The following is a 24,904-nucleotide window of genomic DNA, read 5'->3' on the forward strand; positions in this document are numbered from 1 at the left end:
CCACGCAACTTGCCAAGCGCCCCGGGAATGAAACAATGGCTTCACAGTGACGCAACCGCGCGCGTGACCACCGTGCGCAGCAGCCGGCGGGCCGGGCCAGTCCGGCCACCACAACCTCTGGAGGCACAACCTTGCCAGGCATGAACCTGACCCGCTCCGAAGCACGCGAGCGCGCCGCCCTGATCGCCGTCGACTCCTACGATGTCAGCCTGGACCTGACCAGGGGCGGGACAGTCTTTGGATCAACCACCACCGTCAGGTTCACGGCGGCGCCGGGATCGACGACGTTCATCGACGCCGTTACGAACGCTGTGCACAGCGTGACGCTGAACGGGCGCGAGCTGGACCCCGCCGAGGTGTCTGACGGCATCCGGATCCAGCTGCCGGACCTCGCAGCGGACAACGAGCTGACCGTCGTGGCGGACGCCCCCTACATGAACACCGGCGAAGGCCTGCACCGCTTCGTGGACCCGGTGGACGGCGAGGTGTACCTGTACACGCAGTTCGAGGTGCCAGACTCGCGCCGGATGTTCGCTGTCTTTGAACAGCCCGACCTCAAGGCCACCTTCCGGTTCCGCGTCACCGCGCCCTCGCACTGGGACGTCGTTTCCAATTCCCCCACGCCGGAGCCCGCGCCAATCCCATCCGGGGACGACGGCGGCGCCCGCTCGGTCTGGGACTTCACGCCGACGCCGCGCCTGTCCTCGTACGTCACCGCACTGATCGCCGGGCCGTACCAGTCGGTGCGCAGCGATGTCACCAGTTCGGACGGCCGCGTCGTGCCGCTGGGCGTCTTCGCCCGCAAGTCCCTCATGCAGTACCTGGACGCGGAAAACATCTTTGAGCTCACGCGCCAGGGTTTCGTGTTCTTCGAGGCGCAGTTCGGCTGCCCCTACCCGTTTGAAAAGTATGACCAGCTGTTTGTGCCGGAGTTCAACGCCGGCGCCATGGAGAACGCCGGCGCGGTCACCATCCTCGAAGGCTACGTCTTCCGCGGCAAGGTCCCGGAGGCGCAGGTGGAACGCCGCGCCATCACCGTGCTGCACGAACTGGCCCACATGTGGTTCGGCGACCTCGTGACCATGCGCTGGTGGAACGACCTCTGGCTCAATGAGTCCTTCGCCGAATACATGTCGCACCTGGCTGCCGTGGAGAACACCAAATTCCAGAGCGCCTGGACCACCTTCGCCTCGGTGGAAAAGTCGTGGGCCTACCGCCAGGACCAGCTCCCCACGACGCACCCGATCTTCGCCGAAATCAACGACCTGCAGGACGTTGAGGTGAACTTCGACGGCATCACCTACGCCAAGGGCGCCTCCGTGCTGCGGCAGCTGGTGGCCTGGGTGGGGCCGGACCAGTTCATGGCCGGCGTGCGTGAATACTTTGCCAAACATTCCTGGCGCAACACCGAGCTCGGCGACCTGATGGTCGAGCTGGAGAAGGCCAGCGGACGCGACCTGGACCAGTGGGGACGCCTGTGGCTGGAAACGGCCGGCGTCAACTCACTCAAGCCGGAGCTGGCGGTGAATGCCGATGGCACCATCACGTCGTTCGCCATCCTGCAGTCCGCGATTGCCGAGCAGCCCACCCTCCGCCCTCACCGCCTGGCAGTGGGGTTCTATGATCTCACCGACGAGGGCACGCTCGAGCGCGTGCACCGTGAGGAGCTGGACGTCGACGGCGAACGCACCGGGGTCCCCGAACTGGCCGGGCTCAAGCGGCCGGACCTCATCCTGCTCAACGACGATGACCTCGCGTACGCCAAGGTGCGGCTCGATGAGCAGTCCCTCGCCACCGCCAAGGCTCACCTGAAGGACTTCAGGGAGAGCCTGCCCCGGACGTTGGTGTGGAACTCGGCCTGGGACGCCGCTCGGGACGGGGAAAGCCCCGCGCGCGGATACGTGGACCTGATCCTGGCCAACATCGCCTCCGAGTCTGATTCCTCGGTAATCCTGGTGCAGCTGCGGCAACTGGCCACCACGCTCACCTTCTACGTGGCCGAGGAGCACCGCGAAGCCACCACCATTGCCGCCGTCGACCGGCTCTGGGAGCTCGCCTCGAGTGTGCCGGGCGGGTCGGACGCCCAGCTGCAGTTCATCAAGTCCTTCGCCCTCCTGGCCCGCAGCGGCCAGCAACTGGACCGGATCGCCGGGCTGCTTGACGGCTCGGCCACCTTGGCCGGGCTGACCGTGGACCAGGACCTCCGCTGGGAGCTCGTGGCCTCCCTTGTGGCAGGCGGCAGGCTGGGCCAGTCGGACATCGACGCGGAACTGCAGCGGGATAACACATCCAGCGGCCAGAACGCGGCCGCCCTGGCCAAGGCAGCCGTCCCCACCCCGGAGGCCAAGTCGGCGGCGTGGGAGTCAATCGTCGTCAAGGGCGAGCTCTCCAACGCCATCCAGGGCTCGGCCGTCGCCGGCTTCACGCGGGTGCTGGACACCGCGCTGCTGGAGCCGTTCGCGGAGAAGTACTTCGAGGCGGTCCCGGGAATCGTTGCCGACCGCACCAATGCCCTGGCCCAGCAGATCGTCGTCGGGCTGTACCCGGCGCAGCTGACCAGCCAGTCCACCGTGGACCGGACCGACGAGTTCCTGGCGTCGCTGCCGGAGGACAGCGCTGCGCTGCGCCGGATGATGCTGGAAAACCGCGACGGCGTAGCCCGGGCGCTGCGGGCCCGCGCGGCGGATGTCTAGGCAATGGCACTCGGCGAACACCACTATGCGCTGACGGTCCGCTGGACCGGCAACCTTGGAAGCGGCACGTCGTCCTACCGGGACTACTCCCGGGACCACGACATCGAGATTCCGGGGCTGCCGGTCCTGCAGGGCTCAGCCGATCCCACCTTCCACGGCGACCGCTCCCGGTACAACCCCGAACAGCTTCTGCTGACGGCGCTGGCGCAGTGCCACATGCTCTCCTTCCTGCACGTCGCGGTGCGGCATGGCGTGGTGGTCCTGTCCTACGAGGACAACGCCACCGGCATGATGCGGCTGAACCGCGACGGCAGCGGACAGTTCGAAACCGTGACGCTCCGCCCGCACGTGACGGTGGCAGAACCCGGGCACATCGCGTTGGCGGAACAGATGCACCATGAGGCGAACCAGGTGTGTTTCATTGCCCGTAGCGTAAATTTCCCCGTGCTGCACGTCCCCGTTACCACAGCCGGAAGTCCTTAGCCAGCGCCAGACCCCGCTAGGCTTAAAGCGACCAAAGTGCGGCCGGCCTCCCCGGAAAGCGCGGAGACCGGCCGCCGCCGGACAGCAGCAAGGAGCCTTCCTGCAGATGTACAGCATGTTCACAGCGCCCTCGGCCTCACTGGAGCCCACGGGACTAGACCTTGCCGGCGTGGCCATCAGCCTCGGCGCAGGCATACTCCTGTGGCTGATCGCCAGTTTCCTGATCGCCAGGATCACCAAGCGTGTGGCTAGCGGCACGTCACTGTTCAAGAAGCCGCATTTCCGCTGGGTGGCGCCGGCGCTGCGAGCCCTGGACCATGAGCGGCGCGTGCAGCGGGCCAACACGATCGGCTCGCTCCTCAAGAGCGGCATCGGCGTGATGATCGCGGTCATCACCACCATCTACATGCTGAAGAACCTCGACGTCGACGTGGCGCCGCTGCTGACCAGCGTGGGAATCCTCGGTATCGCCATCGGCTTTGGCGCCCAGCAGCTGATCAGGGACTTCCTTGCCGGCATCTTCATCACCATCGAGGACCAGTACGGCATTGGCGACGTCATTGAAACCAGCGAAGTGGTGGGCGTCGTGGAGTCGATCGGGCTGAGGATCACGCGCGTCCGCGACGAGAACGGCGCCATCTGGTACCTCCGCAACGGTGAGATCCTTCGTGTGGGCAACCGCTCGCAGGGCACCTACGTCCCGCCTGCGGAGCCTGAAGAGACGGCTGCCGATGCCGAGCACGCACCCCAGCAGAAGGCCGGAGAATAGCCATGACCATTCCATCCCTCCCCACCCCGCCGGAGCCGGGCGTCCGTCAGCCGCTGATGCGCAACGACCCCTTCAGCCAGCCGGGCTACACCGACAACTTCTACGACGCCGTCGGCGGCCATGAGACGTTCGTGAAGCTCATTGACGTCTTTTACGACGGCGTGGCCACGGATCCGCTGCTGCGCCCCATGTATCCGGAAGAGGATCTGGGTCCGGCCAAGCGGCGGTTCCTGATGTTCCTGGAGCAGTACTGGGGCGGCCCCACCACCTACGGCGAGGAGCGCGGCCATCCCCGGCTGCGGATGCGCCACATGCCGTTCCGGGTGACGCCCGAGGCGAAGGACCGCTGGCTGCACCACATGCGGACGGCGGTCGATTCCCTGGACTTGCCGCCGCTGCATGAGGGAACGCTGTGGGATTACATGGAGCGCGCCGCGCTCTCGATGGTGAACAGCCCGTCCGAGGCGCAGGGCTAAGACCGGCGGCTGTGTCGCTCAGCCGGGTATCGGCGGCCTAAAGCAGGCCGGCGCCGGTACGTACCAGCACGTGCCCGCGGTTGCCGCTGAGCCGGAACCAGCGCCCGGAACGGTAGAGCTTCTGTTCGTCCTCGCCCAGGAATCCCAGGGCAAGGGCGGCGAACGCCGCTCCGGCCGGAACCCCGTGCCGCCCCTGGAGCCCGCGTCCCCAGACGGCGGCCCGGGCGTTGTTCACGATCATGGCTCCGGGTTTGTCCGGAACGATGCCGGCCACCTCGGCGATGCCGGCCTCGGCGGCCTGCCGCAGTTCGGCGTCGGGCACGGAGTCCACGAGTTCCCAGCCGCTGCGCGGCGCACCCACGCCGGCCCATGATTCGGTGACGGTCGACGGCGGGACCGGAAGATCGGCGTCGTTCTCCCCCGCCCGGGCCAGCCGGTCCAGGACGGCAGCGAGCGGAACCGTGACGTCAACGGCGGACGGCTCAGCGAGGCCCATGGTGCGCAGGCCGAGAATCGTGGGGGTGGACTCCCCCAGGATCCGGGGCCGGAGCACGCACACGTAGGCGGCCAGGACTGTTCCGGCCGCCTGCAGGCGGATGGCGCCGTCATCGATGGCCTTGGCGCGGGTGACGAAGGTCTTCAGATCGGCGAGGTCGCGGGGGTCGGCGAAGCGGAAAGACTGGGTAAGGAGATCAGACACGTTAAGAACACTACCGGCTTGGGCCCGGTTGAGCGGTGCCGGGGTGCCGTCTAGAGTCAAACCATGACTGAAGCGGACGCCGGATTGCAGGCCTTGCCCACGAATGACCCCACGAACTCCCTCCTCGAACTGCTTGACCTCGGCGAGCTGGAAGGCGCCCGCACCGACGAGGATATTTTCATGGGTCCGTCGCAGCGCCAGCCGCACCAGCGCGTCTTCGGCGGCCAGGTCCTGGCCCAGTCCCTGGTTGCCGGGATGCGCACCGTGGACGAGGACCGCACCGTCCATTCCATGCACGGCTACTTCCTGCGGCCCGGCGACGCGAACAAGCCCATCACCTTCGGAGTCCAGCGCCTGCGGGACGGCCGCTCGTTCTCGGCCCGGCGCGTGCATGCCTACCAGGACGGCACGCCGATTCTGTCCATGATCGCCTCATTCCAGGCCGGCGATGACGGCATTGAGCACCAGTCCGAGGTGCCTGCCGGCATCCCCGACCCGGAAACGCTGCCCAGCACGGCCGACCTGCTGGGCAAGTTCGACCACCCCGTCGCCCGGCACTGGGCGTACGAACGGCCCTTCGACATCCGCCATGTGGATCCCGCCCTGTATGTGGCGGCCACGGGGAAGAAGGAAGCACGCAACGCCGTGTGGATGAAGACCTTCAGCCCCATGCCGGACAACGCCAACACGCACCGCGCCGCGCTGGCGTACGCCAGCGACTACACACTACTTGAGTCCATTCTTCGCAAGCACGGGCTGAGCTGGATCACGCCGGGCATGAGCGTGGCGAGCCTTGACCACGCCATGTGGTGGCACCGTCCCGTGCGCGTTGACGAGTGGCTCCTGTATGTTCAGGAATCCCCCAGCGCCCAGGGAGCGCGGGGCCTGGCGACCGGCAAGATCTTCAACCGGGAGGGCCTGCACGTGGCTTCCGTGGCGCAGGAGGGCATGGTCCGGGTCCCGACGGACATCAAGAGCAAGGTGGCCGGTGCCGTCCAGACCAAGATCCTGCAGCACCAGATGCGCAAGGCTTGACGGACTTCTGGCACACGAAAAGGCCGGCCCGGGTTGATCTCGTCAACCCGGGCCGGCCTATTCGTGCTCAGCGCTTGATTTCACCGCTTGATGAGCCGCGGCTCGATCAGTCGCGGGTCAGGCGTCGGTGCGTGACGCGGTGCGGCTTGGCGGCGTCGGGGCCGAGGCGCTGCACCTTGTTCTCCTCGTAGGATTCGAAGTTGCCCTCAAACCAGTACCACTTCGACGGGTTCTCCTCGTCGCCTTCGTACGCGAGGATGTGGGTGGCCACCCGGTCCAGGAACCAGCGGTCGTGGGAAACCACGACGGCGCAGCCCGGGAACTCCAGCAGCGCGTTTTCCAGGCTGCTGAGGGTTTCGACGTCGAGGTCGTTGGTCGGTTCGTCGAGTAGGAGCAGGTTTCCGCCCTGCTTAAGGGTCAGCGCCAGGTTCAGGCGGTTGCGCTCACCACCGGAGAGCACGCCTGCCTTTTTCTGCTGGTCCGGTCCCTTGAACCCGAACGCCGCGACGTAGGCGCGGGACGGCATTTCCACGTTGCCCACCTGGATGAAGTCCAGGCCGTCGGAAACGACCTCCCAGAGGGTTTTGTTGGGGTCGATGCCGCCGCGGCTCTGGTCGGCGTAGGAGATCTTGACCGAGTCGCCGATCTTCAGTTCGCCGCCGTCGAGGGGCTCGAGGCCCACGATGGTCTTGAACAGCGTGGACTTGCCCACACCGTTCGGGCCGATGACGCCGACGATGCCGTTGCGTGGCAGCGAGAAGGACAGGCCGTCGATCAGGGTGCGGTCGTCGAATCCCTTCTGCAGGTTCTTGGCTTCCAGCACCAGTCCGCCAAGGCGCGGTCCCGGCGGGATCTGGATCTCTTCGAAGTCCAGCTTCCGGGTGCGGTCAGCCTCGGCCGCCATTTCCTCGTAGCGTGCCAGACGTGCCTTGGACTTGGTCTGCCGGCCCTTGGCGTTGGAGCGCACCCACTCAAGTTCCTCGGTTAGCCGCTTGGCCTGCTTGGCGTCCTTCTTGCCCTGGACTTCAAGGCGGGCGCGCTTCTTCTCCAGGTAGGTGGAATAGTTGCCCTCGTAGGGGTACAGGTGGCCGCGGTCCACTTCGGCGATCCATTCCGCAACGTGGTCCAGGAAGTACCGGTCGTGTGTGACCGCCAGGACGGCGCCGGCGTAGCTGGAGAGGTGCTGTTCCAGCCACAGCACGCTCTCGGCGTCAAGGTGGTTGGTGGGCTCGTCGAGCAGCAGGAGGTCCGGCTTCTGCAGGAGCAGCTTGCAGAGCGCCACACGGCGGCGCTCACCACCGGAGAGCAGCGTCACGTCCGCGTCCGCAGGCGGGCAGCGCAGGGCGTCCATGGCCTGCTCAAGCTGGGAGTCGAGGTCCCAGGCATCAGCGGTGTCGATGGCCTCCTGCAGGTGCCCCATCTCCTCCAGGAGCTTGTCGTAATCCGCGTCCGGGCTGGCCATCTCTTCGGAGATTGCGTTGAAGCGCTGGATCTTGCCGTAGATCTCGCCCACGCCTTCCTGGACGTTGCCCAGGACAGTCTTCTCCTCGTTTAGCGGCGGTTCCTGCAGCAGGATGCCGACCGTGTAGCCAGGGCTCAGCCGCGCCTCACCGTTGGAGGGGGTGTCCAGGCCGGCCATGATTTTCAGGATGGTGGACTTACCGGCACCGTTGGGGCCAACGACGCCGATCTTGGCGCCCGGGAAGAACGACATGCTTACGTCGTCGAGAATAAGTTTTTCGCCAACAGCCTTTCGGGCCTTGGTCATTGTGTAGATAAATTCCGCCATGGTTCCAAATCTAGTGGGTTGGCGGTGATATCTCACATTCCGGGCTCAGCCGGCGGCTCCTACGAAACACTTCCCGTTCGACAGCGCCGGCAGCACGGTCACCGTCACCTTCCCATCGCGGATCTGGCCGATCACACATTCCTTGGCCTGGACAGCCGCCGCTTCCATGGAATCCACCTCGAGTCCGGTGGGCGTGCGCCCCGCCGAGACCTCAAGGTTCCGCGCCGGAACGCCTGCCGCTGTTAGCGCCGAGGTGATCTCCGCTGTAGCCGGCTTGCGGTTGGCTGCGACTACGCCTCCCAGGACGTCAGCCATGGTCTGCTGCAGTGCGGCTGTGGCCCCGGCAGCGCCTTTGGTGGCTGCCGCAGGCACCGACGGTTTTGCCGATGCTGATGCTGCCGATTGCGTGGCCGCCTGTTCTCCGGCCGCCTGTCCTTCCGCCGTCTGGTTCACGGCCGCCGGATCTCCCGGTGCCGTGCAGGCGCCGAGCGCCGACAGCACAACAACCGCCAGTGCGAGCCGGCCGGTAGCCTTTTTGGCAGTTCCCCAGGCACCAGTGGCATTGCCGCGGAGCGCTTTGTTCCGCTGAAGTGTCGTCGTTCGCATCACGCTGCCATTCTGCCATGCGGCACCGCCAAGGGGGTGCAGTGCCGCACGCCACCGGCTTCAGGCAGCGGCTCCCGTGAGCTCGCCCGTGTCGGGGTCGAGCTGCAACTCGTCGCCGGCGTCGTCGAGGAAGATGCAGGCCGCAGCCGGGTCTTCGTCGGCTTCGTCACCTTCCTCCCGGTTCTCGTCGGAGCCGTCCCCGGCCACGCCTGAGGATCCGGAAGCGCTGCGGTCGCCGTTCGCGGGGCCGAATCCGTCAGCGGCCTGCGGGTTGCCGGAATTGCGGATGAAGTTGGCAGTGCCCCACTTGAGATCGTGGCCCACAGCGTCCGCGTCGATCTCGGCGTCGTGGTAGACGCGGCCGTCCTTCTCCCAGCTGCGCATCTTCAGCTTGCCCACGACGACGACGCGCTGGCCCTTCTTGATGCTGCAGCCCATGTTCCCGGCCAGCTGCCGGTATCCCTGGACGGTGAACCAGTTGATGTTGCCGTCCACCCAGGCGTTGGCCGTGCGGTCGTACCGCCGTTCGGCGGAACCGAGGCGGAATGAGGCGGTGGGAACGCCCCCGGGAGTTGTGGAACTGCGGATCTCCGTGGCCACGAAGCCCCGGACCGTAATGTTGTCACTCATCTTGGTGTCCTGTCTCGAAGTGTCTTGCCCTAGCAGGCACTTCCAGCATCAACCGCCGACGCGACCGCCGGGAGGTACGCAATGCTGTATGTGGATAACCGAAACGTTCCTGCCCGGTGCCGCCGACGGGCCTGTAGGCAATGTAGACTTTTTGAGGCACCCGGGAAGCCGGGAAACCAGTTGCCCCAGTAGCTCAGGGGATAGAGCAGCGGCCTTCTAATCCGCCGGTCGGGGGTTCGATTCCCTCCTGGGGCACGACTAAAAGCGGTCCTGACCTGCGCAAACGCCAGTCAGGACCGCTTCTGTATCGCATGGGAAAGCGCTACATCCACCGGCTACCCACCGCCAGGCCTTTACTACGGTGCGGAGCGCGTACCTGCGTCCTTGCCCGTCCCCGACGTTGGAACGAAGTTCCAGGTGAAAGACCCGTTGTCTTTGAGTGTCATCCGAAGGAACCCGTGGGTGTTGCTGAACCGCTTCACGATGTACGACGGAGTGCTCGTGAAGGAGCGGAGGCCGATACCTCCCGTCGAAACCTGGAACGCTGTCATCCCGTCACTGACGCACTGATCCTTGTTGTTCACCGGACATGTGCGTTCGTAGTTGTGTTGTGACCCTGACAGGGTCAGACGGACCCGGTGCTTATACATCACGTCGACCCATGGCTTGTGGTCAGCGGCCCGCTCATGTTCGTCCGTGTTCGATGTGAAGTACGGTTCGTGGTACACGACTGCCAGGTACTTGCCCGCCGCCTGAGCAGCAGCGAGGTCGTCGTCCAGCCACTTCGTCAACGCTGCAGCTTTCGCGGGGTCGTACCGCCAGTGCGCGGACGACAGGAACGCGAAGTGCCAGTTCCCGAAGTCCTTCGTGTACGGATCCCCGTTCCCGATGAACCCGCGCTGCCGATTGATCGCAGCCTTCGCCGGAGCCCCCGGGCATTGGCCGTTCATGAAGTTGTCGAGGTCTTCGTTGCGGCCTGGTTGCCAGTCGTGGTTGGGGGCGGACACCCAGTACAACTTGGGCTTGGTGCCACCCCACAGCGGCGTCCAGTACTTCACGTAGTCAGCGCAGTGCGGGGTGTCGTACTGGAAGTCCCCGAGCCCCAGGAACGCGTCAATCTGGTTCTTCTGCACGAGCCGGGTGATCGCCGCACCGTTCCGACCGGACGGGCTGTCAGGGTCAATGGTCTTGTCGCCGTTCATGTCACCGACAGCAGCGATCCGAACATCAGGCGCAGGTGTCCTCGGCTTGCGAGGGGACGGCGGCGAACCCGGACTGAGAGTCGTATTTGACTGCGGCACGTCCCCAGCAGTGTTTCCACCGCCGATAGCAAGGGACGCAGCCCAAAGGCCAGTGACGCCTATGAGGAAAGCGGACGTTCCAGCGATAACCCGATTGCGGCGCATCGGGGGTGCTCCTCCCTTCGGGGCGCCCGTGTACTACTTCGGACAAGTACGCCCCGTATGTCTACTTCCGAGTGTAGAACACCCCCGGGACGCTCGTCAGGAGTTCATTGAGGCGCGGGGTGCCATTACCGACGGTGGCATATTGCAAGCATGCTTACTAATACGGGCCGACTGTGCTTATGATCGGATTGCGCCGGCGATGTGCACGGGCCGGCCACCTGGACCAGCAGTCAAGGAAGGAACATCCGCATGCAGCAAAGCCAGCCGGGCGGAAACCCGTCCGATCCGGAGCCTCCCCGGCCAGCGAGCCCGGCGGCAGGTCAGCAAGGCGCCGCAGTGCCTCTTGACCCGGCACCGACCGAAGCGGCGGCGGGTACCGGCGCGGCGGCCCGCCATCCTGGCACGGCCGCGATCCCGGGTTACGATGGAGCCACGTCACCGCGGTCCGGCCTGGCAGAGCCTGAACGGCGCGTTACGCGCGCCGGTATGATCTGGGCGGCGGTGGCCTCGGCGCTGGTGGTACTGGTGCTGCTCATCGTCTTCATCCTGCAGAACCAGGAACTCGTCCAGGTGAAGTTTTTCGGCCTTGAAGGCGCGGTGTCGCTCGGGATATCGCTCTTCATCGCGGCAGTAGGCGGAGGTGTCCTCGTGGCCATGGCGGGCGCAGCCCGGATCATCCAGCTGCGCGCTGCTGCCCACCGTCACAGGGTGCAAGCCGGCCGAAGTCGGTAGGCCGCCAGCGGCGCTGTCAGTCCTCCAGGTACTCCTTGAGGTTGCCAAGCACCATGCCCCAAAGCTTTTCCGACTCCGCGGCTTCGCCGTCACTCTTGTTGTTGCCCTGGGTGATGCTGACCCGGGTTCCCTCCGCCACGGGCTCCAGCCAGTATTCCAGGGTGTGGTAGCTTTCCGGCTCGTCGGGCAGGCCCGATAAGGGGCTGTAGTGGGTGATGCGCAGGAGTTCGTTGCGGCGGGCTTCCAGCACGGTCCCCTTGTCCTGGTAGGACTTGCCCTGCCACTCCCCCTCGAAAGTCACAGGCTCACCTTCCCGCCAGGTCGATGTGACGTTCGTGCCGAGAAAGTATTCCTTGACGTCGGCCGGATCGGTCAGCGCTTTCCACACCCGCTCCGGCTGCGCCGCGACAACAACGCTCGCCTCGGCGTCCCTGAATTGTTTGTCCATTGCTTCCCCTCCTGGCGCCACCCTACCCGCGGATAGCCACCGAGGTAAGGGCGGGTTCAGGCGAAGGGTTGCACCAGTTCCGCGTAGCGATCCTTCATCCTCGCCAGGACGTCGTCGCCGTCGGCGTCCCAGATCTCCTGGTTGAAGATCTCCACTTCGATGTCGCCGGTGTAGCCAGCGTCCCGGACCCAGGTGCCGATCGTCGCGAAGTCAATCACGCCGTCGCCCATCATGCCGCGGGAAAGCAGCGCGTCCGCGGCGATCGGAAGGTTGAAGTCACACACCTGGTAGGAGGCGATCCGGTTCTCCCGGCCTGCACGCTCGATCTGGGCTTTCAGCTCCGGGTCCCACCAGACATGGAAGGTGTCGACGGCGACCCCCACCGCCCGGGCGTCGTACGGCGCCGCCAGGTCCAGTGCCTGCCCCAGCGTGGAGATGAGCGCGCGGTCGGCGGCGTACATCGGGTGAAGGGGTTCCAGCACCAGCCGGACGCCGTGTTCGACGGCGAACGGCACGAGGTCCTCCAGCCGGTCGGCCACGCGCTGGCGGGCAGCCACCACGTCCTTCTCCCCCGGCACCAGACCCCCGACCACGAGGAACAGTTCCTGCGTATCGAGGGCAACGGCCTCCAGAACAGCTGACCTGTTGTCCGCGAGCGCTGCCGCCTGCCCGTCGGAGTCTGGAGCCGTGAGGAAGCCGCCGCGGCACAGCGAGGAAACCCGGAGCCCGGCGTCCCTGATCAGTCTGGCCGCCTTGTCCAGCCCGGCCTCGGCAACAATGTCCCGCCAGGGAGCGATGGCGGGGACGCCTGCACGCGCGCAGCCGTCAATAGCCTCGGCGAGCGTCCACTTCTTGGTGGTGGCGCTGTTGAGGGAAAGCCGTGAAAAGGGGGACGGTTCTGAATTGAAGGTCATACTCCCACTCCGTTGATGCGAAGGAAATCGGACATCCGGAACGCTGCGAGGGCCGGGTCCTTCAGCAGCCCGGCTTCGTCGGCCAGTTCAAAGGTCTTCGCGAGGTGCACCACGGAACGGCCCGAGTGCAGCCCGGCGACCATCTGGAATCCGGGCTGCTTGCCGTTGAGCCAGGACAGGAAGGCGATTCCGGTCTTGTAGTAGAACGTGGGGGCACTGAAGATGTGCTTGCCCAGTTCGCGGGTGGAATCCAGGATGGCACGCGCTTTGGCGGCATCTCCGGCGTCGTAGCTCTGCAGCGCCGCGGACGCAGCGGGATAGATTGCCGCAAAGATTCCCAGCAGGGCATCCGAGTGCAGGGTTCCGTCGCCGTCGATCAGCTCCGGGTAGTTGAAGTCGTCGCCGCTGTAGAGGCGGACGCCCTCGGGAAGCGCCGCCCGCAGCGCGACTTCATGCGAGGCATCCAGGAGGGAGACCTTGACGCCGTCCACCTTGCCCACATTCTCGCGGATGAGGGAAAGGAACGTCTCGGTGGCCTGGTCAACGCTGTCCGAGCCCCAGTAACCGGCCAGCGCGGGGTCGAACATGGTGCCGAGCCAGTGCAGGATGACGGGCTGGTCGGCTTCCTGGAGCAGCGCGGAGTAGACCTTCAGGTAGTCCTCGGGACCCGACGCCACCTGGGCCAGCGCCCTGGAGGCCATGAGGATCACCTTGGGTCCGGCCTCGCTGACGACGGCGACCTGCTCGCGGTAGGCGGTCAGGACAGCCTGCAGCCCGGCCGCGCCGGACGGCAGTGTGGCGAGGTCCAGCTGGTCGGTGCCGGCGCCGCAGGACACGAGGTCGCGGACCGTCATGCCCGCCGTGGCCGTGCCGCCGGCGGAGACCACGGAGGCCGCCTCCGCCCCTGTGCGCTTGATCAGCTGCTGAGTGGCAGGCCAGTCCAGGCCCATGCCGCGCTGGGCGGTGTCCATCGCGTCGGCAACCCCGAGCCCGTAGGACCACAGCTCATGCCGGTAGGCCAGGGTGGCGTCCCAGTCGAGACGGGCCGGGGCGCCCGGAGTGTTGTCGGCAGTGACCTCGGGGATGACGTGGGCCGCAGCGTAGGCGCGGCGCGATGTCAGCGGCGCCATCGGTTTGGCCCAGGTGGTGGCGGAGCGGAGGCGGTATTCCCGGGTCCCGCCGTCGGATGTGGGAAGGATCAGTGAAGTCATCAGAGCGTGATCTCCGGAATGTCGATGGTGCGGCGTTCATCGCTGGACTGCAGGCCGAGTTCCGCGAGCTGCACGCCGCGGGCGGCGGAAAGCAGCCCGAAACGGTGCTCGCGGCCGGCGACGGCGTCGCGCAGGAACTCTTCCCACTGCAGCTTGAAGCCGTTGTCCAGCTCCGCGTTGGCCGGCACATCCTGCCACTGGCTGCGGAAGGATTCTGTGACCGGAAGGTCCGGATTCCAGACCGGCTTCGGCGTGTGGGCCCGCTGCTGCGCCACGCACTTGTTCAGCCCGGCAACGGCAGATCCGTGCGTCCCGTCCACCTGGAATTCGACCAGCTCGTCGCGGTAGACCCGGACAGCCCACGAGGAGTTGATCTGGCCGATGACGCCGTCTCCCCCTGGGGTAACCAGCTCGAAGATGCCGTAGGAGGCGTCGTCTGCCGTCGCGTTGTATTCCTTGCCGGCCTCGTCCCACCGGGTGGGGATATGGGTGGCGGTCTTGGCATTAACACTCTTGACTTTGCCGATGATGCCTTCCAGGACGTAGTTCCAGTGGCAGAACATGTCCGTGGTCATTCCGCCACCGTCCTCCTTGCGGTAGTTCCAGGACGGGCGCTGGGCCGCCTGGACGTCGCCCTCGAAGACCCAGTAGCCGAACTCGCCGCGGATGGACAGGATCCGGCCGAAGAACCCTTCGTCCACGAGGCGGCGGAGCTTGACCAGGCCAGGCAGGTAGAGCTTGTCGTGCACGACACCGGCGGTGACCCCGGCTTCCTTGCCGATGCGGGCCAGCTCGATGGCCTCCTCGAGGGTTTCCGCCGTCGGCTTCTCGGTGAAGATGTGTTTGCCGGCCTGCATGGCCTTCTTCAGGGTTGCGGCCCGAAGGCTGGTCATGGAGGCGTCGAAGACGACGTCGACAGTGGGGTCGTTGATTACGCCATCAAGGTCGGTGGTCCACTCCGAAATTTTGTGAAGCTCGGCCAGTTCGCGGATTTTCGCTTCGTTGCGGCCAACGAGGATCGGCTCGATCTGGACCTTGGTGCCGTCCTCCAAGGTGAAGCCGCCGGCGTCACGGATGGGGAGGATGGAGCGCAACAGGTGCTGGCGGTAGCCCATCCGGCCGGTAATACCGTTCATGGCGATACGGATCGTCTTTGTTTCGAAGCCCATGAGTCCTCATTCAATCGTGGTGGATAGCACATTGGGAAAGCGCATTCCCGCTGTTTCCATAATGCAGTCCCGCAGCCGATCTGGCAAGCGCTTTCCGAAAGTTTCTGGAACTGCGATAATGTGGGCATCAGCCGAGTTTCCCGACGTTGGGGCCCGTTGAAGAGGAGTTTCGCCTGTGGCAGCAAGCACGCTGACCGAAGTAGCCCGCCTGGCCGGAGTCTCCCCTGCTACTGCCAGCCGTGTCCTGAACGGTTCCGCCAGGACCCCCGGACCTGATATCGCTGAGCGTGTCCGGAAGGCTGCAGACTCCCTCGGCTACATCCCCAACGCCCAGGCGCAGGGCCTCGCGAAGTCGAGCTCCGGCCTCATCGGACTCATCGTGCACGACATCGCCGACCCCTACTTCGCAGCCATTGCCCGCGGCGTCCAGGCCGCAGCGCGGCACCAGAACAAGATGGTGCTGCTGGCCACCACCGCCGGCAGCCCAGCCGACGAGCGCGCGGCCGTGGCTGCCTTTGCGGCACGCCGGGCGGACTCGATAGTGATCGCGGGATCGCGGTCTGCACGGACCGCCGACAAGCAGGGCAACGCCGAACTGGCCGCCGAGCTTGACCGCTACTGCCGCAACGGCGGCCGGGTGGGCGTCGTGGGACACGCCGTAGTGGGCGCCGAATCCGGCGAGGGCTATCACGTGGTTGAGATTCCCAACGAGGAGCTCGCCGCCGAACTCGCCCGGGAACTGGCCGCCTCACATGCCGGGGAGTTCGTGATCATCGCCGGCCCGGAGGGCCTCCTGACCTCCGAGGACCGGGTGCGCGGCTTCCAGCGCGGCCTTGCCCATGCCGGGCTTCCGCCGGCAGACGTCCTGCACACCGGATTCGACCGCACGGGCGGTTACGAGGCGGGCATGGAGCTCGCCGCACGCATCGGGGCGCACGGCGGAAGCGGCGAGGTCCGTGCTGAAGCCGCCGCACCGACCCGGCTCTGTATCTTCGCCGTCAACGACGTCATGGCGATCGGGGCCACCGCCGCGCTGCGCTCCAAGGGGCTGCGTATCCCCCGTGACGCCGCCATCGCCGGCTTTGACGACATCGAAACCCTGCGCGACTTCCGGCCGGCCCTCTCCACCGTCCGCCTGCCCCTGGAGGAGATCGGGAGGCTGGCAGTGCCCGGCGCGGGTTCCGGCCACGCGGGCGCCGGCACCGTGGGGGTCACGGGCGAGGTGACGCTGCGCCGGAGCACCGAGCCGGCCGGCGAACCCGCTTCCTAGTCCCGGAAACAAGGCAGTTTCGGCAACAACACGGTCCTGCTGCAGGACAGTCCCGGCGGTAAGGGAAGGCGGCCATGACAGGCCATTCACAAGGGGCAGCAGGCGGCATCACCACGGCGGCCGCCGAGTGGCCCGCCGTGGAGGAACTTTTCGGCGTCCGCGGCGAACCGTCACGCTGCTGGTGCCGGTTCTTTGCCCTTCCGGGAGCCAGCTTTGCTGCCACGCCGCCCGCTCACCGCAAGGCACAGCTGAAAGACAAGTTCGACGGCGGCGGGCCGGCGCCGGGGGTCCTGGCCTACCACGGCGGCTCCGCACTCGGCTGGTGCGCCGTGGAGCCGCGGGGGTGCTACCCGCGGATTCTGCGTTCCCAGGTGTTCAAGGCGGCCGGTCCCGCGGCCGCGGACGACGGCGAGAGAGTGTGGTCGGTGAGCTGTTTCGTCGTCGCTCCCGGCCACCGCCGCAGCGGCGTGGCAGCGGCCCTGCTGGCTGCCGCCGTCGACCACGCACGCGCCAACGGGGCCACGGTTGTGGACGGGTATCCGGTGGATCCAGCACAACGGCCAAAGGCCGGTCCGTCCGATCTCTACCAGGGCACGCTGGGGCTGTTCCTGTCCGCCGGGTTCGAGGTGGTCAGTGATGCAGTTCCCGGGCGCGCGGTGGTGCGGCTGCGGGTCGGATGACCGGAACAGCCTTCCTCACGGCAGGGTCAGGATCACCGGCCCGGCCGCGGTGATAGCCACCGTGTGCTCGCTGTGGGCGGCCCTGCGGCCGTTGGCAGACCGCAGCGTCCATTCGTCTTCGTCGTGGAAATAGTCTCCGTTGCCGCCGAGAATGAGCATGGGCTCGATGGCGATCGCCAGCCCCTCCGCCAGCTTGATTCCCCGGCCAGGCCGCCCGTCGTTCGGCACGGAAGGCTCGGCGTGCATGGTGCGGCCGATCCCGTGGCCGCCGTGGTCAGCCAACAGGCCGTAGCCGGCGCGGCGTGCTGCTCCGCCGATCGCGTAGGCGAGGTCGCCCATCTTGTTTCCCACCCGCGCGGCATCGATGCCCCGGGCAAGCGCGGCGTCCGTGGCCTCAATGAGTGCGTGGTCCTCCGGGCTGGGCGTGCCCACGATGAAGCTCTGGGCCGCGTCACCGCACCAGCCTTCAACGAAGGCGCCGCAGTCCACGCTGAGCAAGTCCCCGTCACGCAGCCGGTACGCGTTGGGGATTCCGTGCACCACCGCGTCGTTGACGCTGGTGCAGATCACGCCGGGGAACGGGACCGACGCCCACCGGGGCTTGTAGCCGAGGAACGCGGGCTTGGCACCGGCGTCCGCCATGATGGCGGCAGCAACGTCGTCGAGTTCCTTCAGCGAAACATCCACGGCGGCGGCCTGCCGGACGGCTGCCAGGGCGTTCGCCACCACCCGCCCGGCCTCGCGCATCATGGCAATTTCATCGGGCGTCTTGATCATGGACATGGATTGCCTCCTGGGATTCTCTGGCCAGCGGCAGGCGGGTCCCTGCGGGCAGCGCCTCATACCTTGCCTACTCTAGGACCACGCGGACCGCAGCGGCAGCGGCAACCGCTGCCTCGAGCTCCTTGGACGGGCTATCTTGACAGCATGGCAAATGAAGCGGTGCTGGCGTTGATCCGCTCCGAGCTGCAGGCGGCGGCAGATCCCACCCGCGGCGCTGCGGCCCAGGCCTACATGAAGTCCCCAACGCCGTCCCTCGGCGTCCGCGTGCCGGAGGTGCGCAGGACAACCAAGGCCGTGGCCGCTGCCCATCCCTTCGAAACCGCCGAGGACCTGCGCTCAACGGTGCTTGTTCTGTGGCGCGAAGCCCGTTACCGCGAGGAACGCTACGCGGCGATTGACCTGACCGGACTGCGGAGCGTGGCCGGAGACCCGCGGATGCTTCCGGTGTATGAGGAGATCATCCGAACGGGCTCGTCCTGGGACTATGTAGACGGCGTGGCCCACCGGATCGGCACCCTACTCCAGGCCCACCGGGAGGAACTCACCCGCGTACTGCTCCAGTGGAGCGCCAATCGGGACTTCTGGATTCGGCGGGCGTCCATCACGGCCCAGCTGGGAGCAAAATTCCAGACGGACACCGGGCTGCTCTCTGCCGTCATCGAGGCGAACCTGGCCGACCGGGAGTTCTTTATCCGCAAGGCCATCGGGTGGGCATTGCGTGAGTACGCCAAAACCGATCCGAAATGGGTCCTGGATTTCGTAACGCGGAACGGCCCGTCACTCAGTCCGCTCTCGCGCAGGGAAGCCCTGAAAAACGTTCAGGTCGAGATAACAGGGCGCGTCGTCACGGGCTGGTCCGCCTTGCTGAAAAGCAGCTTGGTGCTGCGGTCCAGGAAGATCAGGTACAGGGCGAACAGCAGGGCAATGATGGCAGCTGCGTTGCGGGCCAGCGCCAGGGCAAGGCCAAGGTCGCCCGTCTGCAGGTAGGGGAAGACTTCCAGCTGGTCGGAGATGGCATAGACCATGAAGAAGGAAACGATGAAGTACAGGGCCTTGACCTGCCAGTCGTCGCGGATGCCCGTGACGGCGAACAGCGGGATCAGCCACACCACGTACCAGGACTGGATCATGGGCGCGAGCACCACAACGGCCGCGAAGGCGAGGGTCAGGCGGCGCATGAGGCGGTCGTGTTCGCCCCGGAAGATCTGCCAGGCGACGATGCCCACGGCAAGGAGCTTACCGGCGTCGTAAACCCACTTGGCCAGCCCCCAGCCGTCCAGGCTGAACGCGTTGAAAATGGAGGCGACCACCAGGCCAAGCAGTCCCACCGGTGCGTACCAGATCCAGACGCTGCCGGGCGCTGAGAGGCCGTTGATCCAGCCGAACCCGAAGCCGTTGACCAGGCTCATGGCGTAGAGCAGGGCAAGGCTGATTCCGGCCGTCAGGCCCCAGAACACAAACTTCCTTGGCCAACTGGCCCCCTTGCCCGCCCAGAGCAACCCGATAAACGGAAGGAACACCACGGTGATCGGCTTCACCGCGATGGAGGCCGTGACAAGAACGATGCCGAGGATGACCCGCCGGGTGGCGCAGTAGTAGAGGCCCGCGAGGGCCAGCCCGATCATCAGCGCATCGTTGTGGACGCTGGCGATGAAGTTGGTCAGGAAGAGCGGATTCGCCACCGTCAGCCAGAGGGCACGGTTCGGATTGACCCCGTGCAGCTCGGCAAGCTTGGGCACGTAGACGATGCACAGCACCACACCCGCCAGCGCGGCGAGGCGGAACAGCATGATGCTGGCTTCCGGGTGAACGTTGGTGGCCCAGACCACGAACTGTTCGATCCACAAAAACACCTGACCGTAGGGAACCGGGGCCTCGGTCCACATCTTGTCCGCTCCAAGCTGGAAGTAGTTGGACAGCGCCGAGATGCCGTTCTCGTACGGGTTGAAGCCCTCGACCATCAGCCGGCCCTGGCCGATGTAGGCGTAGACGTCCCGGCTGAACAGCGGGACCGTGAACATCATGGGGAGGCCCCACGCGACGACGGCCCGGAGCGTGGCCTTCCGGGCCTCCCGGCCCCACACATGGACGTGCTGGCCAAGCCTGAGCCAGGCCCGGACCAGCAGCATGCCGCCCACCGCAAGCAGCACTATGGACAGCCCCACGCCGAACGCCTCGGTGCGCATCCAGATGAAAAGGGGCATCCGCCGTAGCTCTGAGACCGGCGCCAGCCATCCGACGCCAAGCGAGCCGATGAGCAGGAACATGGAACCGATGAAACCGGAGAGGATTGGCGAGCGTGGGTTGTCCACTTCCGGCCGGGCCGGGTCCGTGGAAGTGCCGGTGACCGTTTCCCCTATCGCAGGCACAGGCGCCGTCATCTCAGGATCGTCCAATCTCTTCTGCGCCTAACTCTTCTGCGCGTATCTCTTTTGGGCATATCTCTTTTGAGCGTGCTGCCCCATCTGCAGCCAAGCTGAGCGGCCAGCCACTTTGGGCAGCCAGCCCAAACGGTCGACGCCGGGGACGCAGCCGCCGCAATGAGGCGATGCCACGTACCCGAAATATTAGCATCGGAGCGCCTCTCCAAGGCGTGCACGCGGCTAAACGGTAGGCTGAACGGGTGCCTATTACTAACGAACGCATCGTCTGGATCGACTGCGAAATGACCGGCCTCGACAGCGTCAACGACGCCCTGATCGAGGTCGCGGCCCTGGTGACCGATTCCGAACTCAACATCCTCGGAGACGGAGTGGACGTGGTGATCAAACCTGACGACGCCGTCCTCGCGCAGATGAACGACTTCGTCCGGGACATGCACACCCGGTCAGGCCTGCTGAACGAGCTTCCGGCCGGCAAAACGATGGCCGAGGCGGAGGCCCTGGTGCTGGACTACATCCGCAAGTGGGTGCCGGACCCCCGCAAGGCGCCCCTCGCCGGCAACTCGGTGGGAACGGACCGGGTCTTCCTCGCCAGGGACATGCCCTCGGTGGTGGAGCACCTGCATTACCGCATCATCGACGTCAGCACCATCAAGGAACTGGCCCGGCGCTGGTATGCGCGCGCCTACTTCCAGGCGCCGGCGAAGCTCGGCGGCCACCGCGCCCTCGGGGACATCAAGGATTCCATTGACGAACTCCGGTACTACCGGGAAGCCGTCTTCGTGCCCGCCCCCGGACCGGACAGTGCCAGTGCCCAGAAGATCTCCAAGCGCATCTCGGCGTCACCCTCCGCCGTCGACCAGCAGGCCTCGGAAGGCGTTCTGCCGCCCGCAGCACAGCAGTCCGGAAAGTAATTTGCGCCACGTTTGGGGAAAATTTTGCCGAAACAGCCAAAAGTGGCAAAAGCATCCCCAAACAGCAGGTAAGCTATTTGTCGTTGCCATTTCGGACAGCCGGGAAACCGGACAGTCTGCAGGGCACATGGTGGGCGTAGCTCAGTTGGCAGAGCGCCTGGTTGTGGTCCAGGAGGTCGCGGGTTCAACCCCCGTCGCTCACCCGCACAGAGGTCGGCAGTTTTCTGCCGCCCAGCAACAAAGGCCGTACCGGTACCCGGTACGGCCTTTGTTGGTTTTCACCCCTGCCGGCTCCACTCCGGCAAAGCGTCGAAGGATCCCCTGACATGACCGTTCTGCCCATCACCATCTGGGGTGAGCCGGTGCTGCACCGCCGGGCTGCTGAAGTTGAGGAGTTCGACGACGGGCTTCGCCAGCTGATTGCCGACATGTTCGAAACCAACGACAAGGCGAACGGCGTCGGTCTGGCCGCGCCGCAGATTGGCGTGGGCAAGCGGATCTTCGTGTACAAGTACGAGAACGAGGACGACGCTCCCCCGGCCGGCGTCGTGGTCAATCCTGTGCTGACCCTCGCCAAGGTGTCCGGGGCGCTGCCGGATCCGGACGAGGAAGTGGAGGGCTGCCTTTCCTTCCCCGGCGAGCAGTATCCGCTCAAGCGCGCCGAGTGGGTGCGCGTCCAGGGCTTTGACGGGCTCGGAAATCCGGTGGATTTCGAAGCCACCGGCTGGTTCGCCCGCATCATCCAGCACGAGTACGACCACCTGGACGGCAAGCTGTACGTCAACCGTCTCATCGACAGGTATGCCCGTAAGGCGATGAAGCAGGCCAAGAAGAGCGGCTGGGGCGTACCGGGCCTGACCTGGATGCCGGGCGTCGACCCGGACCCGTTCGGCCACTGACACCGCCGCTGTTGCTGCCGCTGCTGCCCTACCGCGGCAACACCGTCTGCTGCTGTGGGCATGAATCCAGCACGCGGGCCATGGCGTCCTTTTCCGGCTGGGTGACCCAGAGGCCGTACGCTGCCTTCACCGAAATCTGCCGCGCCACATAGTGGCACCGGAGGGCCTTGTTCTTCGGCAGCCACGTGGCGGCGTCCGACGCGCTTTTCTCCTGGTTGGCGTCACCGTCCGCGGCAATGAGGTTGACCGGATCGTTGGCAAGGTTCTGCCGCTCCTTTAGCGTCAGCTGCTGGGCCCCCTTCTGCCAGGCGTCGCCCAGCGCCACCACGTGGTCGATCTGCACGTCCTTGCTCGAATCTGCGCCGCGGACGAACCGGACCACCAGCCCCACGTACGGTTCATGCATGGTCCCTGAGGCGACCTTGCACTTTGACCCCCTGGTGAAGGCGACGTCGCGAAGGTCCCGGCGCAGGATGTCGTTGCGCGTATCGCAGCCATTGTGGTCGGCGTCCTGCCAGGCCTGGCCGAAGGCGGACCTGTCATAGTCGCTCCCGGACGCTCTGCCCTTCACTGCCAGGGTTTCCAGTGCGGCGGCGGCGTCGCCCGGCGGCACCGGGTTAGGTGGCGTCACCGGTTTCATCCAGGCGGCGTCAAATACCGGCGCCTCGCTGGGTCCGGACACGGCAGGCTCGGCGGCCATGAACTGGCCCGCCGTAAAAAACCATACCGTGGCGGCGACCACCGATACCGCTGCCACACCGAGCACCGCCCAGGCCTGCCGGGAGCGGCGCCGCGCACGCCGGTAAGCGGCCCAGCTGACGCTCACAGGCGCGTCCCAAGGCGCCGGGTGTTTCGGGCAGGATGCGGGTGCACATCCACGAGCCTAGGCGAAACCAACCGTCGCCATGCGGGTATCCACAGTGTGGAGGACAGGTGCCCTGTGGAGGGCTGGTCGCCTACTGCTCGCGCATGACCCGATGAAGATCGGTGTTCGCGAGATCCAGGAGCCGCTGCAGCTGGGCCACCCTGTCGTCGCCTATTTCCCCTGCCGCATGTGACGCGCGCGCCTCGTCCAGAAGCCTTTGGGCTTCTTTCTGGTTGGCCTTTGCAACATCGAGGGCATGTTCCAGGGTTGTCTCATGCTGGAGGGTCGGGTTCTGTTCCATGACACAAGTTTGTCCCCGATTTCCGCCTGATTCCAGAGAATTGCCCGGGAACTTCCCGGGAACGGGTCAGCCCCGCCCGCACAACTGTGCTGACGGGGCTGACGAAAGGTCCCGGTTAGACCGAGGCTGCCACGGCCAGGACCGGGGCGGCATCCTTTTCGGAGTCCTTGGCCGGGAAGGTCGGCGGGTTGACACCGGCCATTTCTTCCATGACGCGGACCACCTGGCAGCTGTAGCCGAACTCGTTGTCGTACCAGACGTAAACAACCAGCTTCTTGTCGTTGGCGATGGTGGCGAGGCCATCAACGATGCCGGCACGGCGGGAGCCGACGAAATCGGTGGAGACCACCTCGGGCGAGTCGATGTAGTCGATCTGCTTGCGCAGGTCGGAGTGTAGCGACATCTCGCGCAGGTAGTCGTTGACCTCTTCCTTGGTGGTTCCCTTTTCCAAGCTGAGGTTCAGGATGGCCAGGGAAACATCCGGGGTGGGGACCCGGATGGAGCTGCCCGTGAGCTTCCCCAGCAGTTCGGGCAGCGCCTTGGCCACGGCCTTGGCGGCGCCCGTCTCGGTGATCACCATGTTCAGCGCGGCGGAACGTCCACGCCGGTCACCCTTGTGGAAGTTGTCGATCAGGTTCTGGTCGTTCGTGAACGAGTGGACGGTCTCCACGTGGCCGTGAATCACGCCGTACTTGTCGTTGAGGGCCTTCAGGACCGGGGTGATGGCGTTGGTGGTGCAGGAGGCTGCCGACACGATCGGGTCCGAGGCGGTGATGTCGCGGTGGTTGATGCCGTGCACGATGTTCTTGAGCTCGCCCTTGCCCGGTGCGGTGAGCAGGACACGGGCAACGCCCTTGCTCAGCAGGTGCTGGCCAAGGCCCTCGGCGTCGCGCCAGCGGCCGGTGTTGTCTACCACCAGGGCGTTGTTGATGCCGTAGGCCGTGTAGTCGATGGTGGCCGGGTTGTCCGAGTAGATGACCTGGATCTGGACGCCATTGGCCGTGATGGTGTTGGCGTCGGTGTCCACCCGAATGGTTCCTTCGAAGGAGCCGTGCACCGAGTCGCGTCGCAGCAGGCTGGCCCGCTTGGTCAGGTCATTGTCGGAGCCGCGCCGGACCACGATGGCGCGCAGACGCAGGCCGTGGCCGCCGCCCGCCTTTTCGATCAGGAGGCGCGCCAGCAGGCGGCCGATGCGGCCGAAGCCATAAAGCACGACGTCGGTGCTGGTGCGGTCGTCGCCGCCCCGCTTACCCACGATCTCAGCCAGCTCGGCGCGGAGGAATTCCTCCAAAGTCAGGTCCCCGCCGTCGGACTTGAATTTCTGGTTCAGGCGGGCAATATCGATGGCAGCGGCACCCAGGTCCAGCTGTGCCAGCGTGTTCAGCAGCGGTGCCGTCTCCTCAAGGAGCAGCTCATCCTTGCTCATCCGGCGCGCAAAGCGGTGCGCCTTCAGGATGTTCATGGTGGACTTGTTGATCAGACTGCGGCCGTGGATGGAGGTAACCACGTTGTTTTCACGGTACAGCCGGCCGATAACCGGGATCATGGCCTCGGCGAGCGCCTCACGGCTCATCCACGTATCAAGACAAGAATCTGACGTCTGGCTCACAGAACTACCTTCCTTGGTTCAACCGGCTACGTCCTCGTAAACCGGATGGCGGCCACTGGAAGTTATCCAGGGCAAGCTGGCACCGGCAGGGTTTCGGTCCACCCCGGATGCCGTTGGACGTGCAAAGAAATACCGCCGGCT

Annotated in this window: 24 protein-coding genes, 2 tRNA genes and 1 pseudogene; 13 read left to right on the top strand and 14 right to left on the bottom strand. The window is 65.9% G+C overall.

The features are described from left to right. Positions 1–140 precede the first annotated feature (140 nt). The 4 genes from pepN (at position 141) to QFZ33_RS16230 (ending at position 4,421) form a co-directional block, all read left to right on the top strand. Positions 141–2,693, top strand: coding sequence for an aminopeptidase N (gene pepN, locus QFZ33_RS16215; protein ID WP_307029115.1), 2,553 nt, complete (start codon positions 141–143; stop codon positions 2,691–2,693). A 3-nt stretch (positions 2,694–2,696) separates the two neighbouring features. After that, positions 2,697–3,176 (top strand): OsmC family protein, encoded by a 480-nt coding sequence (locus QFZ33_RS16220; RefSeq protein WP_307029116.1) that lies wholly within the window; start codon positions 2,697–2,699, stop codon positions 3,174–3,176. Between the two features lie 106 nt (positions 3,177–3,282). Next, positions 3,283–3,945: a mechanosensitive ion channel family protein gene (locus QFZ33_RS16225; RefSeq protein ID WP_307029118.1), complete on the top strand. Its 663-nt coding sequence runs from the start codon at positions 3,283–3,285 to the stop codon at positions 3,943–3,945. Between the two features lie 2 nt (positions 3,946–3,947). Then, positions 3,948–4,421 carry a globin gene (locus QFZ33_RS16230; RefSeq protein ID WP_307029120.1) on the top strand — a complete coding sequence of 158 codons (474 nt, stop codon included), beginning with the start codon at positions 3,948–3,950 and terminating at the stop codon, positions 4,419–4,421. Positions 4,422–4,458: 37 nt separating this feature from the next. On the opposite strand, the gene QFZ33_RS16235 is transcribed toward QFZ33_RS16230, so the two are convergent. Then, positions 4,459–5,121 (bottom strand): hypothetical protein, encoded by a 663-nt coding sequence (locus QFZ33_RS16235; RefSeq protein WP_307029123.1) that lies wholly within the window; start codon positions 5,119–5,121, stop codon positions 4,459–4,461. 63 nt (positions 5,122–5,184) lie between these two features. On the opposite strand from QFZ33_RS16235, the gene QFZ33_RS16240 reads away from it, so the two are divergent. Beyond that, complete coding sequence (locus QFZ33_RS16240; RefSeq protein ID WP_307029125.1) at positions 5,185–6,156, top strand: acyl-CoA thioesterase; 972 nt, start codon at positions 5,185–5,187, stop codon at positions 6,154–6,156. A gap of 106 nt (positions 6,157–6,262) precedes the next feature. Here the strand turns inward: QFZ33_RS16240 and ettA are convergent, their stop codons facing one another. The 3 genes from ettA to QFZ33_RS16255 are packed head-to-tail and all read right to left on the bottom strand — an operon-like array spanning position 6,263 to position 9,181. Then, positions 6,263–7,945, bottom strand: coding sequence for an energy-dependent translational throttle protein EttA (gene ettA, locus QFZ33_RS16245; protein WP_307029127.1), 1,683 nt, complete (start codon positions 7,943–7,945; stop codon positions 6,263–6,265). Positions 7,946–7,990: 45 nt separating this feature from the next. After that, positions 7,991–8,551: a DUF6993 domain-containing protein gene (locus QFZ33_RS16250; RefSeq protein ID WP_307031855.1), complete on the bottom strand. Its 561-nt coding sequence runs from the start codon at positions 8,549–8,551 to the stop codon at positions 7,991–7,993. A gap of 60 nt (positions 8,552–8,611) precedes the next feature. Then, complete coding sequence (locus tag QFZ33_RS16255; RefSeq protein WP_307029129.1) at positions 8,612–9,181, bottom strand: single-stranded DNA-binding protein; 570 nt, start codon at positions 9,179–9,181, stop codon at positions 8,612–8,614. A gap of 182 nt (positions 9,182–9,363) precedes the next feature. Between QFZ33_RS16255 and QFZ33_RS16260 the strand changes: the two genes are divergently transcribed. Then, a tRNA-Arg gene (locus tag QFZ33_RS16260) sits at positions 9,364–9,436 on the top strand. A 101-nt stretch (positions 9,437–9,537) separates the two neighbouring features. Here the strand turns inward: QFZ33_RS16260 and QFZ33_RS16265 are convergent. After that, positions 9,538–10,383 carry a hypothetical protein gene (locus QFZ33_RS16265; RefSeq protein WP_307029131.1) on the bottom strand — a complete coding sequence of 282 codons (846 nt, stop codon included), beginning with the start codon at positions 10,381–10,383 and terminating at the stop codon, positions 9,538–9,540. Positions 10,384–10,836: 453 nt separating this feature from the next. Between QFZ33_RS16265 and QFZ33_RS16270 the strand changes: the two genes are divergently transcribed. Beyond that, positions 10,837–11,319 (top strand): LapA family protein, encoded by a 483-nt coding sequence (locus QFZ33_RS16270; protein ID WP_307029133.1) that lies wholly within the window; start codon positions 10,837–10,839, stop codon positions 11,317–11,319. A 16-nt stretch (positions 11,320–11,335) separates the two neighbouring features. Here the strand turns inward: QFZ33_RS16270 and QFZ33_RS16275 are convergent, their stop codons facing one another. Genes QFZ33_RS16275 through QFZ33_RS16290 form a run of 4 tightly spaced genes read right to left on the bottom strand, consistent with a single transcriptional unit; the run spans position 11,336 to position 15,061 of the window. After that, positions 11,336–11,767, bottom strand: coding sequence for an SRPBCC family protein (locus QFZ33_RS16275; protein ID WP_307029136.1), 432 nt, complete (start codon positions 11,765–11,767; stop codon positions 11,336–11,338). A 56-nt stretch (positions 11,768–11,823) separates the two neighbouring features. Beyond that, complete coding sequence (locus tag QFZ33_RS16280; RefSeq protein WP_307029138.1) at positions 11,824–12,681, bottom strand: sugar phosphate isomerase/epimerase family protein; 858 nt, start codon at positions 12,679–12,681, stop codon at positions 11,824–11,826. After that, positions 12,678–13,892, bottom strand: a complete 1,215-nt coding sequence (locus QFZ33_RS16285) for a dihydrodipicolinate synthase family protein (protein ID WP_307029140.1) — start codon at positions 13,890–13,892, stop codon at positions 12,678–12,680. Before QFZ33_RS16285 ends, QFZ33_RS16280 begins: the two co-directional genes overlap by 4 nt. Beyond that, positions 13,892–15,061 carry a Gfo/Idh/MocA family protein gene (locus tag QFZ33_RS16290; RefSeq protein WP_307029141.1) on the bottom strand — a complete coding sequence of 390 codons (1,170 nt, stop codon included), beginning with the start codon at positions 15,059–15,061 and terminating at the stop codon, positions 13,892–13,894. The genes QFZ33_RS16285 and QFZ33_RS16290 overlap by 1 nt, the downstream gene beginning before the upstream one ends. Before the next feature lie 175 nt (positions 15,062–15,236). On the opposite strand from QFZ33_RS16290, the gene QFZ33_RS16295 reads away from it, so the two are divergent. Continuing rightward, positions 15,237–16,331: a LacI family DNA-binding transcriptional regulator gene (locus QFZ33_RS16295; protein WP_307029143.1), complete on the top strand. Its 1,095-nt coding sequence runs from the start codon at positions 15,237–15,239 to the stop codon at positions 16,329–16,331. Between the two features lie 74 nt (positions 16,332–16,405). Continuing rightward, on the top strand, positions 16,406–17,011 hold the full coding sequence (locus QFZ33_RS16300) for a GNAT family N-acetyltransferase (protein WP_307029144.1): 606 nt from the start codon (positions 16,406–16,408) through the stop codon (positions 17,009–17,011). Between the two features lie 15 nt (positions 17,012–17,026). Here QFZ33_RS16300 and map read toward each other — a convergent pair whose 3' ends face one another. Further along, positions 17,027–17,794, bottom strand: a complete 768-nt coding sequence (gene map, locus QFZ33_RS16305) for a type I methionyl aminopeptidase (RefSeq protein ID WP_307029146.1) — start codon at positions 17,792–17,794, stop codon at positions 17,027–17,029. 144 nt (positions 17,795–17,938) lie between these two features. Here map and QFZ33_RS16310 point away from each other — a divergent pair. Beyond that, positions 17,939–18,613, top strand: a pseudogene (locus QFZ33_RS16310) (DNA alkylation repair protein); the annotation flags it as partial. On the opposite strand, the gene mptB reads toward QFZ33_RS16310, so the two are convergent. Beyond that, the gene (gene mptB, locus QFZ33_RS16315) at positions 18,613–20,175 is read right to left on the bottom strand and encodes a polyprenol phosphomannose-dependent alpha 1,6 mannosyltransferase MptB (protein WP_307029148.1); all 1,563 of its coding nucleotides are present in this window, start codon (positions 20,173–20,175) and stop codon (positions 18,613–18,615) included. The pseudogene QFZ33_RS16310 and the gene mptB sit on opposite strands and share 1 nt — an antisense overlap. Positions 20,176–20,417: 242 nt before the next feature. Here mptB and orn point away from each other — a divergent pair, with 242 nt between their 5' ends. From orn to def, 3 genes are all read left to right on the top strand, one after another. Then, complete coding sequence (orn, locus tag QFZ33_RS16320; protein ID WP_307029150.1) at positions 20,418–21,089, top strand: oligoribonuclease; 672 nt, start codon at positions 20,418–20,420, stop codon at positions 21,087–21,089. Between the two features lie 130 nt (positions 21,090–21,219). Then, positions 21,220–21,292 (top strand) — tRNA-His (locus QFZ33_RS16325). A 123-nt stretch (positions 21,293–21,415) separates the two neighbouring features. Further along, positions 21,416–21,988: a peptide deformylase gene (def, locus tag QFZ33_RS16330; RefSeq protein ID WP_307029152.1), complete on the top strand. Its 573-nt coding sequence runs from the start codon at positions 21,416–21,418 to the stop codon at positions 21,986–21,988. Positions 21,989–22,016: 28 nt separating this feature from the next. Here the strand turns inward: def and QFZ33_RS16335 are convergent, their stop codons facing one another. From QFZ33_RS16335 to QFZ33_RS16345, 3 genes are all read right to left on the bottom strand, one after another. Continuing rightward, entirely contained in the window at positions 22,017–22,814 is a 798-nt protein-coding gene (locus tag QFZ33_RS16335) for an HNH endonuclease family protein (RefSeq protein WP_307029156.1), read from the bottom strand. Between the two features lie 130 nt (positions 22,815–22,944). Next, the gene (locus QFZ33_RS16340) at positions 22,945–23,154 is read right to left on the bottom strand and encodes a hypothetical protein (RefSeq protein ID WP_307029158.1); all 210 of its coding nucleotides are present in this window, start codon (positions 23,152–23,154) and stop codon (positions 22,945–22,947) included. A 115-nt stretch (positions 23,155–23,269) separates the two neighbouring features. Beyond that, a complete protein-coding gene (locus QFZ33_RS16345) occupies positions 23,270–24,763 on the bottom strand; it encodes a glyceraldehyde-3-phosphate dehydrogenase (RefSeq protein WP_307029160.1) in 1,494 nt (497 codons plus the stop codon). Positions 24,764–24,904 lie beyond the last annotated feature (141 nt).

Source organism: Arthrobacter globiformis, assembly GCF_030815865.1.
GTDB lineage: Bacteria > Actinomycetota > Actinomycetes > Actinomycetales > Micrococcaceae > Arthrobacter > Arthrobacter globiformis_B.

What these genes read in the sequence shown, in the direction of transcription:
- QFZ33_RS16225 (WP_307029118.1), top strand. Translation starts at nt 3,283, where the DNA reads ATGTACAGCATGTTCACAGCGCCCTCGGCCTCACTGGAGCCCACGGGA.
- QFZ33_RS16240 (WP_307029125.1), top strand. Translation starts at nt 5,185, where the DNA reads ATGACTGAAGCGGACGCCGGATTGCAGGCCTTGCCCACGAATGACCCC.
- QFZ33_RS16265 (WP_307029131.1), bottom strand. Translation starts at nt 10,383, where the DNA reads ATGAACGGCGACAAGACCATTGACCCTGACAGCCCGTCCGGTCGGAAC.
- def (WP_307029152.1), top strand. Translation starts at nt 21,416, where the DNA reads ATGACCGTTCTGCCCATCACCATCTGGGGTGAGCCGGTGCTGCACCGC.
- QFZ33_RS16280 (WP_307029138.1), bottom strand. Translation starts at nt 12,681, where the DNA reads ATGACCTTCAATTCAGAACCGTCCCCCTTTTCACGGCTTTCCCTCAAC.
- QFZ33_RS16340 (WP_307029158.1), bottom strand. Translation starts at nt 23,154, where the DNA reads ATGGAACAGAACCCGACCCTCCAGCATGAGACAACCCTGGAACATGCC.
- mptB (WP_307029148.1), bottom strand. Translation starts at nt 20,175, where the DNA reads ATGACGGCGCCTGTGCCTGCGATAGGGGAAACGGTCACCGGCACTTCC.
- QFZ33_RS16250 (WP_307031855.1), bottom strand. Translation starts at nt 8,551, where the DNA reads ATGCGAACGACGACACTTCAGCGGAACAAAGCGCTCCGCGGCAATGCC.
- QFZ33_RS16290 (WP_307029141.1), bottom strand. Translation starts at nt 15,061, where the DNA reads ATGGGCTTCGAAACAAAGACGATCCGTATCGCCATGAACGGTATTACC.
- QFZ33_RS16275 (WP_307029136.1), bottom strand. Translation starts at nt 11,767, where the DNA reads ATGGACAAACAATTCAGGGACGCCGAGGCGAGCGTTGTTGTCGCGGCG.
- map (WP_307029146.1), bottom strand. Translation starts at nt 17,794, where the DNA reads ATGTCCATGATCAAGACGCCCGATGAAATTGCCATGATGCGCGAGGCC.
- pepN (WP_307029115.1), top strand. Translation starts at nt 141, where the DNA reads ATGAACCTGACCCGCTCCGAAGCACGCGAGCGCGCCGCCCTGATCGCC.
- QFZ33_RS16255 (WP_307029129.1), bottom strand. Translation starts at nt 9,181, where the DNA reads ATGAGTGACAACATTACGGTCCGGGGCTTCGTGGCCACGGAGATCCGC.
- QFZ33_RS16220 (WP_307029116.1), top strand. Translation starts at nt 2,697, where the DNA reads ATGGCACTCGGCGAACACCACTATGCGCTGACGGTCCGCTGGACCGGC.
- QFZ33_RS16285 (WP_307029140.1), bottom strand. Translation starts at nt 13,892, where the DNA reads ATGACTTCACTGATCCTTCCCACATCCGACGGCGGGACCCGGGAATAC.
- QFZ33_RS16300 (WP_307029144.1), top strand. Translation starts at nt 16,406, where the DNA reads ATGACAGGCCATTCACAAGGGGCAGCAGGCGGCATCACCACGGCGGCC.
- QFZ33_RS16270 (WP_307029133.1), top strand. Translation starts at nt 10,837, where the DNA reads ATGCAGCAAAGCCAGCCGGGCGGAAACCCGTCCGATCCGGAGCCTCCC.
- ettA (WP_307029127.1), bottom strand. Translation starts at nt 7,945, where the DNA reads ATGGCGGAATTTATCTACACAATGACCAAGGCCCGAAAGGCTGTTGGC.
- QFZ33_RS16230 (WP_307029120.1), top strand. Translation starts at nt 3,948, where the DNA reads ATGACCATTCCATCCCTCCCCACCCCGCCGGAGCCGGGCGTCCGTCAG.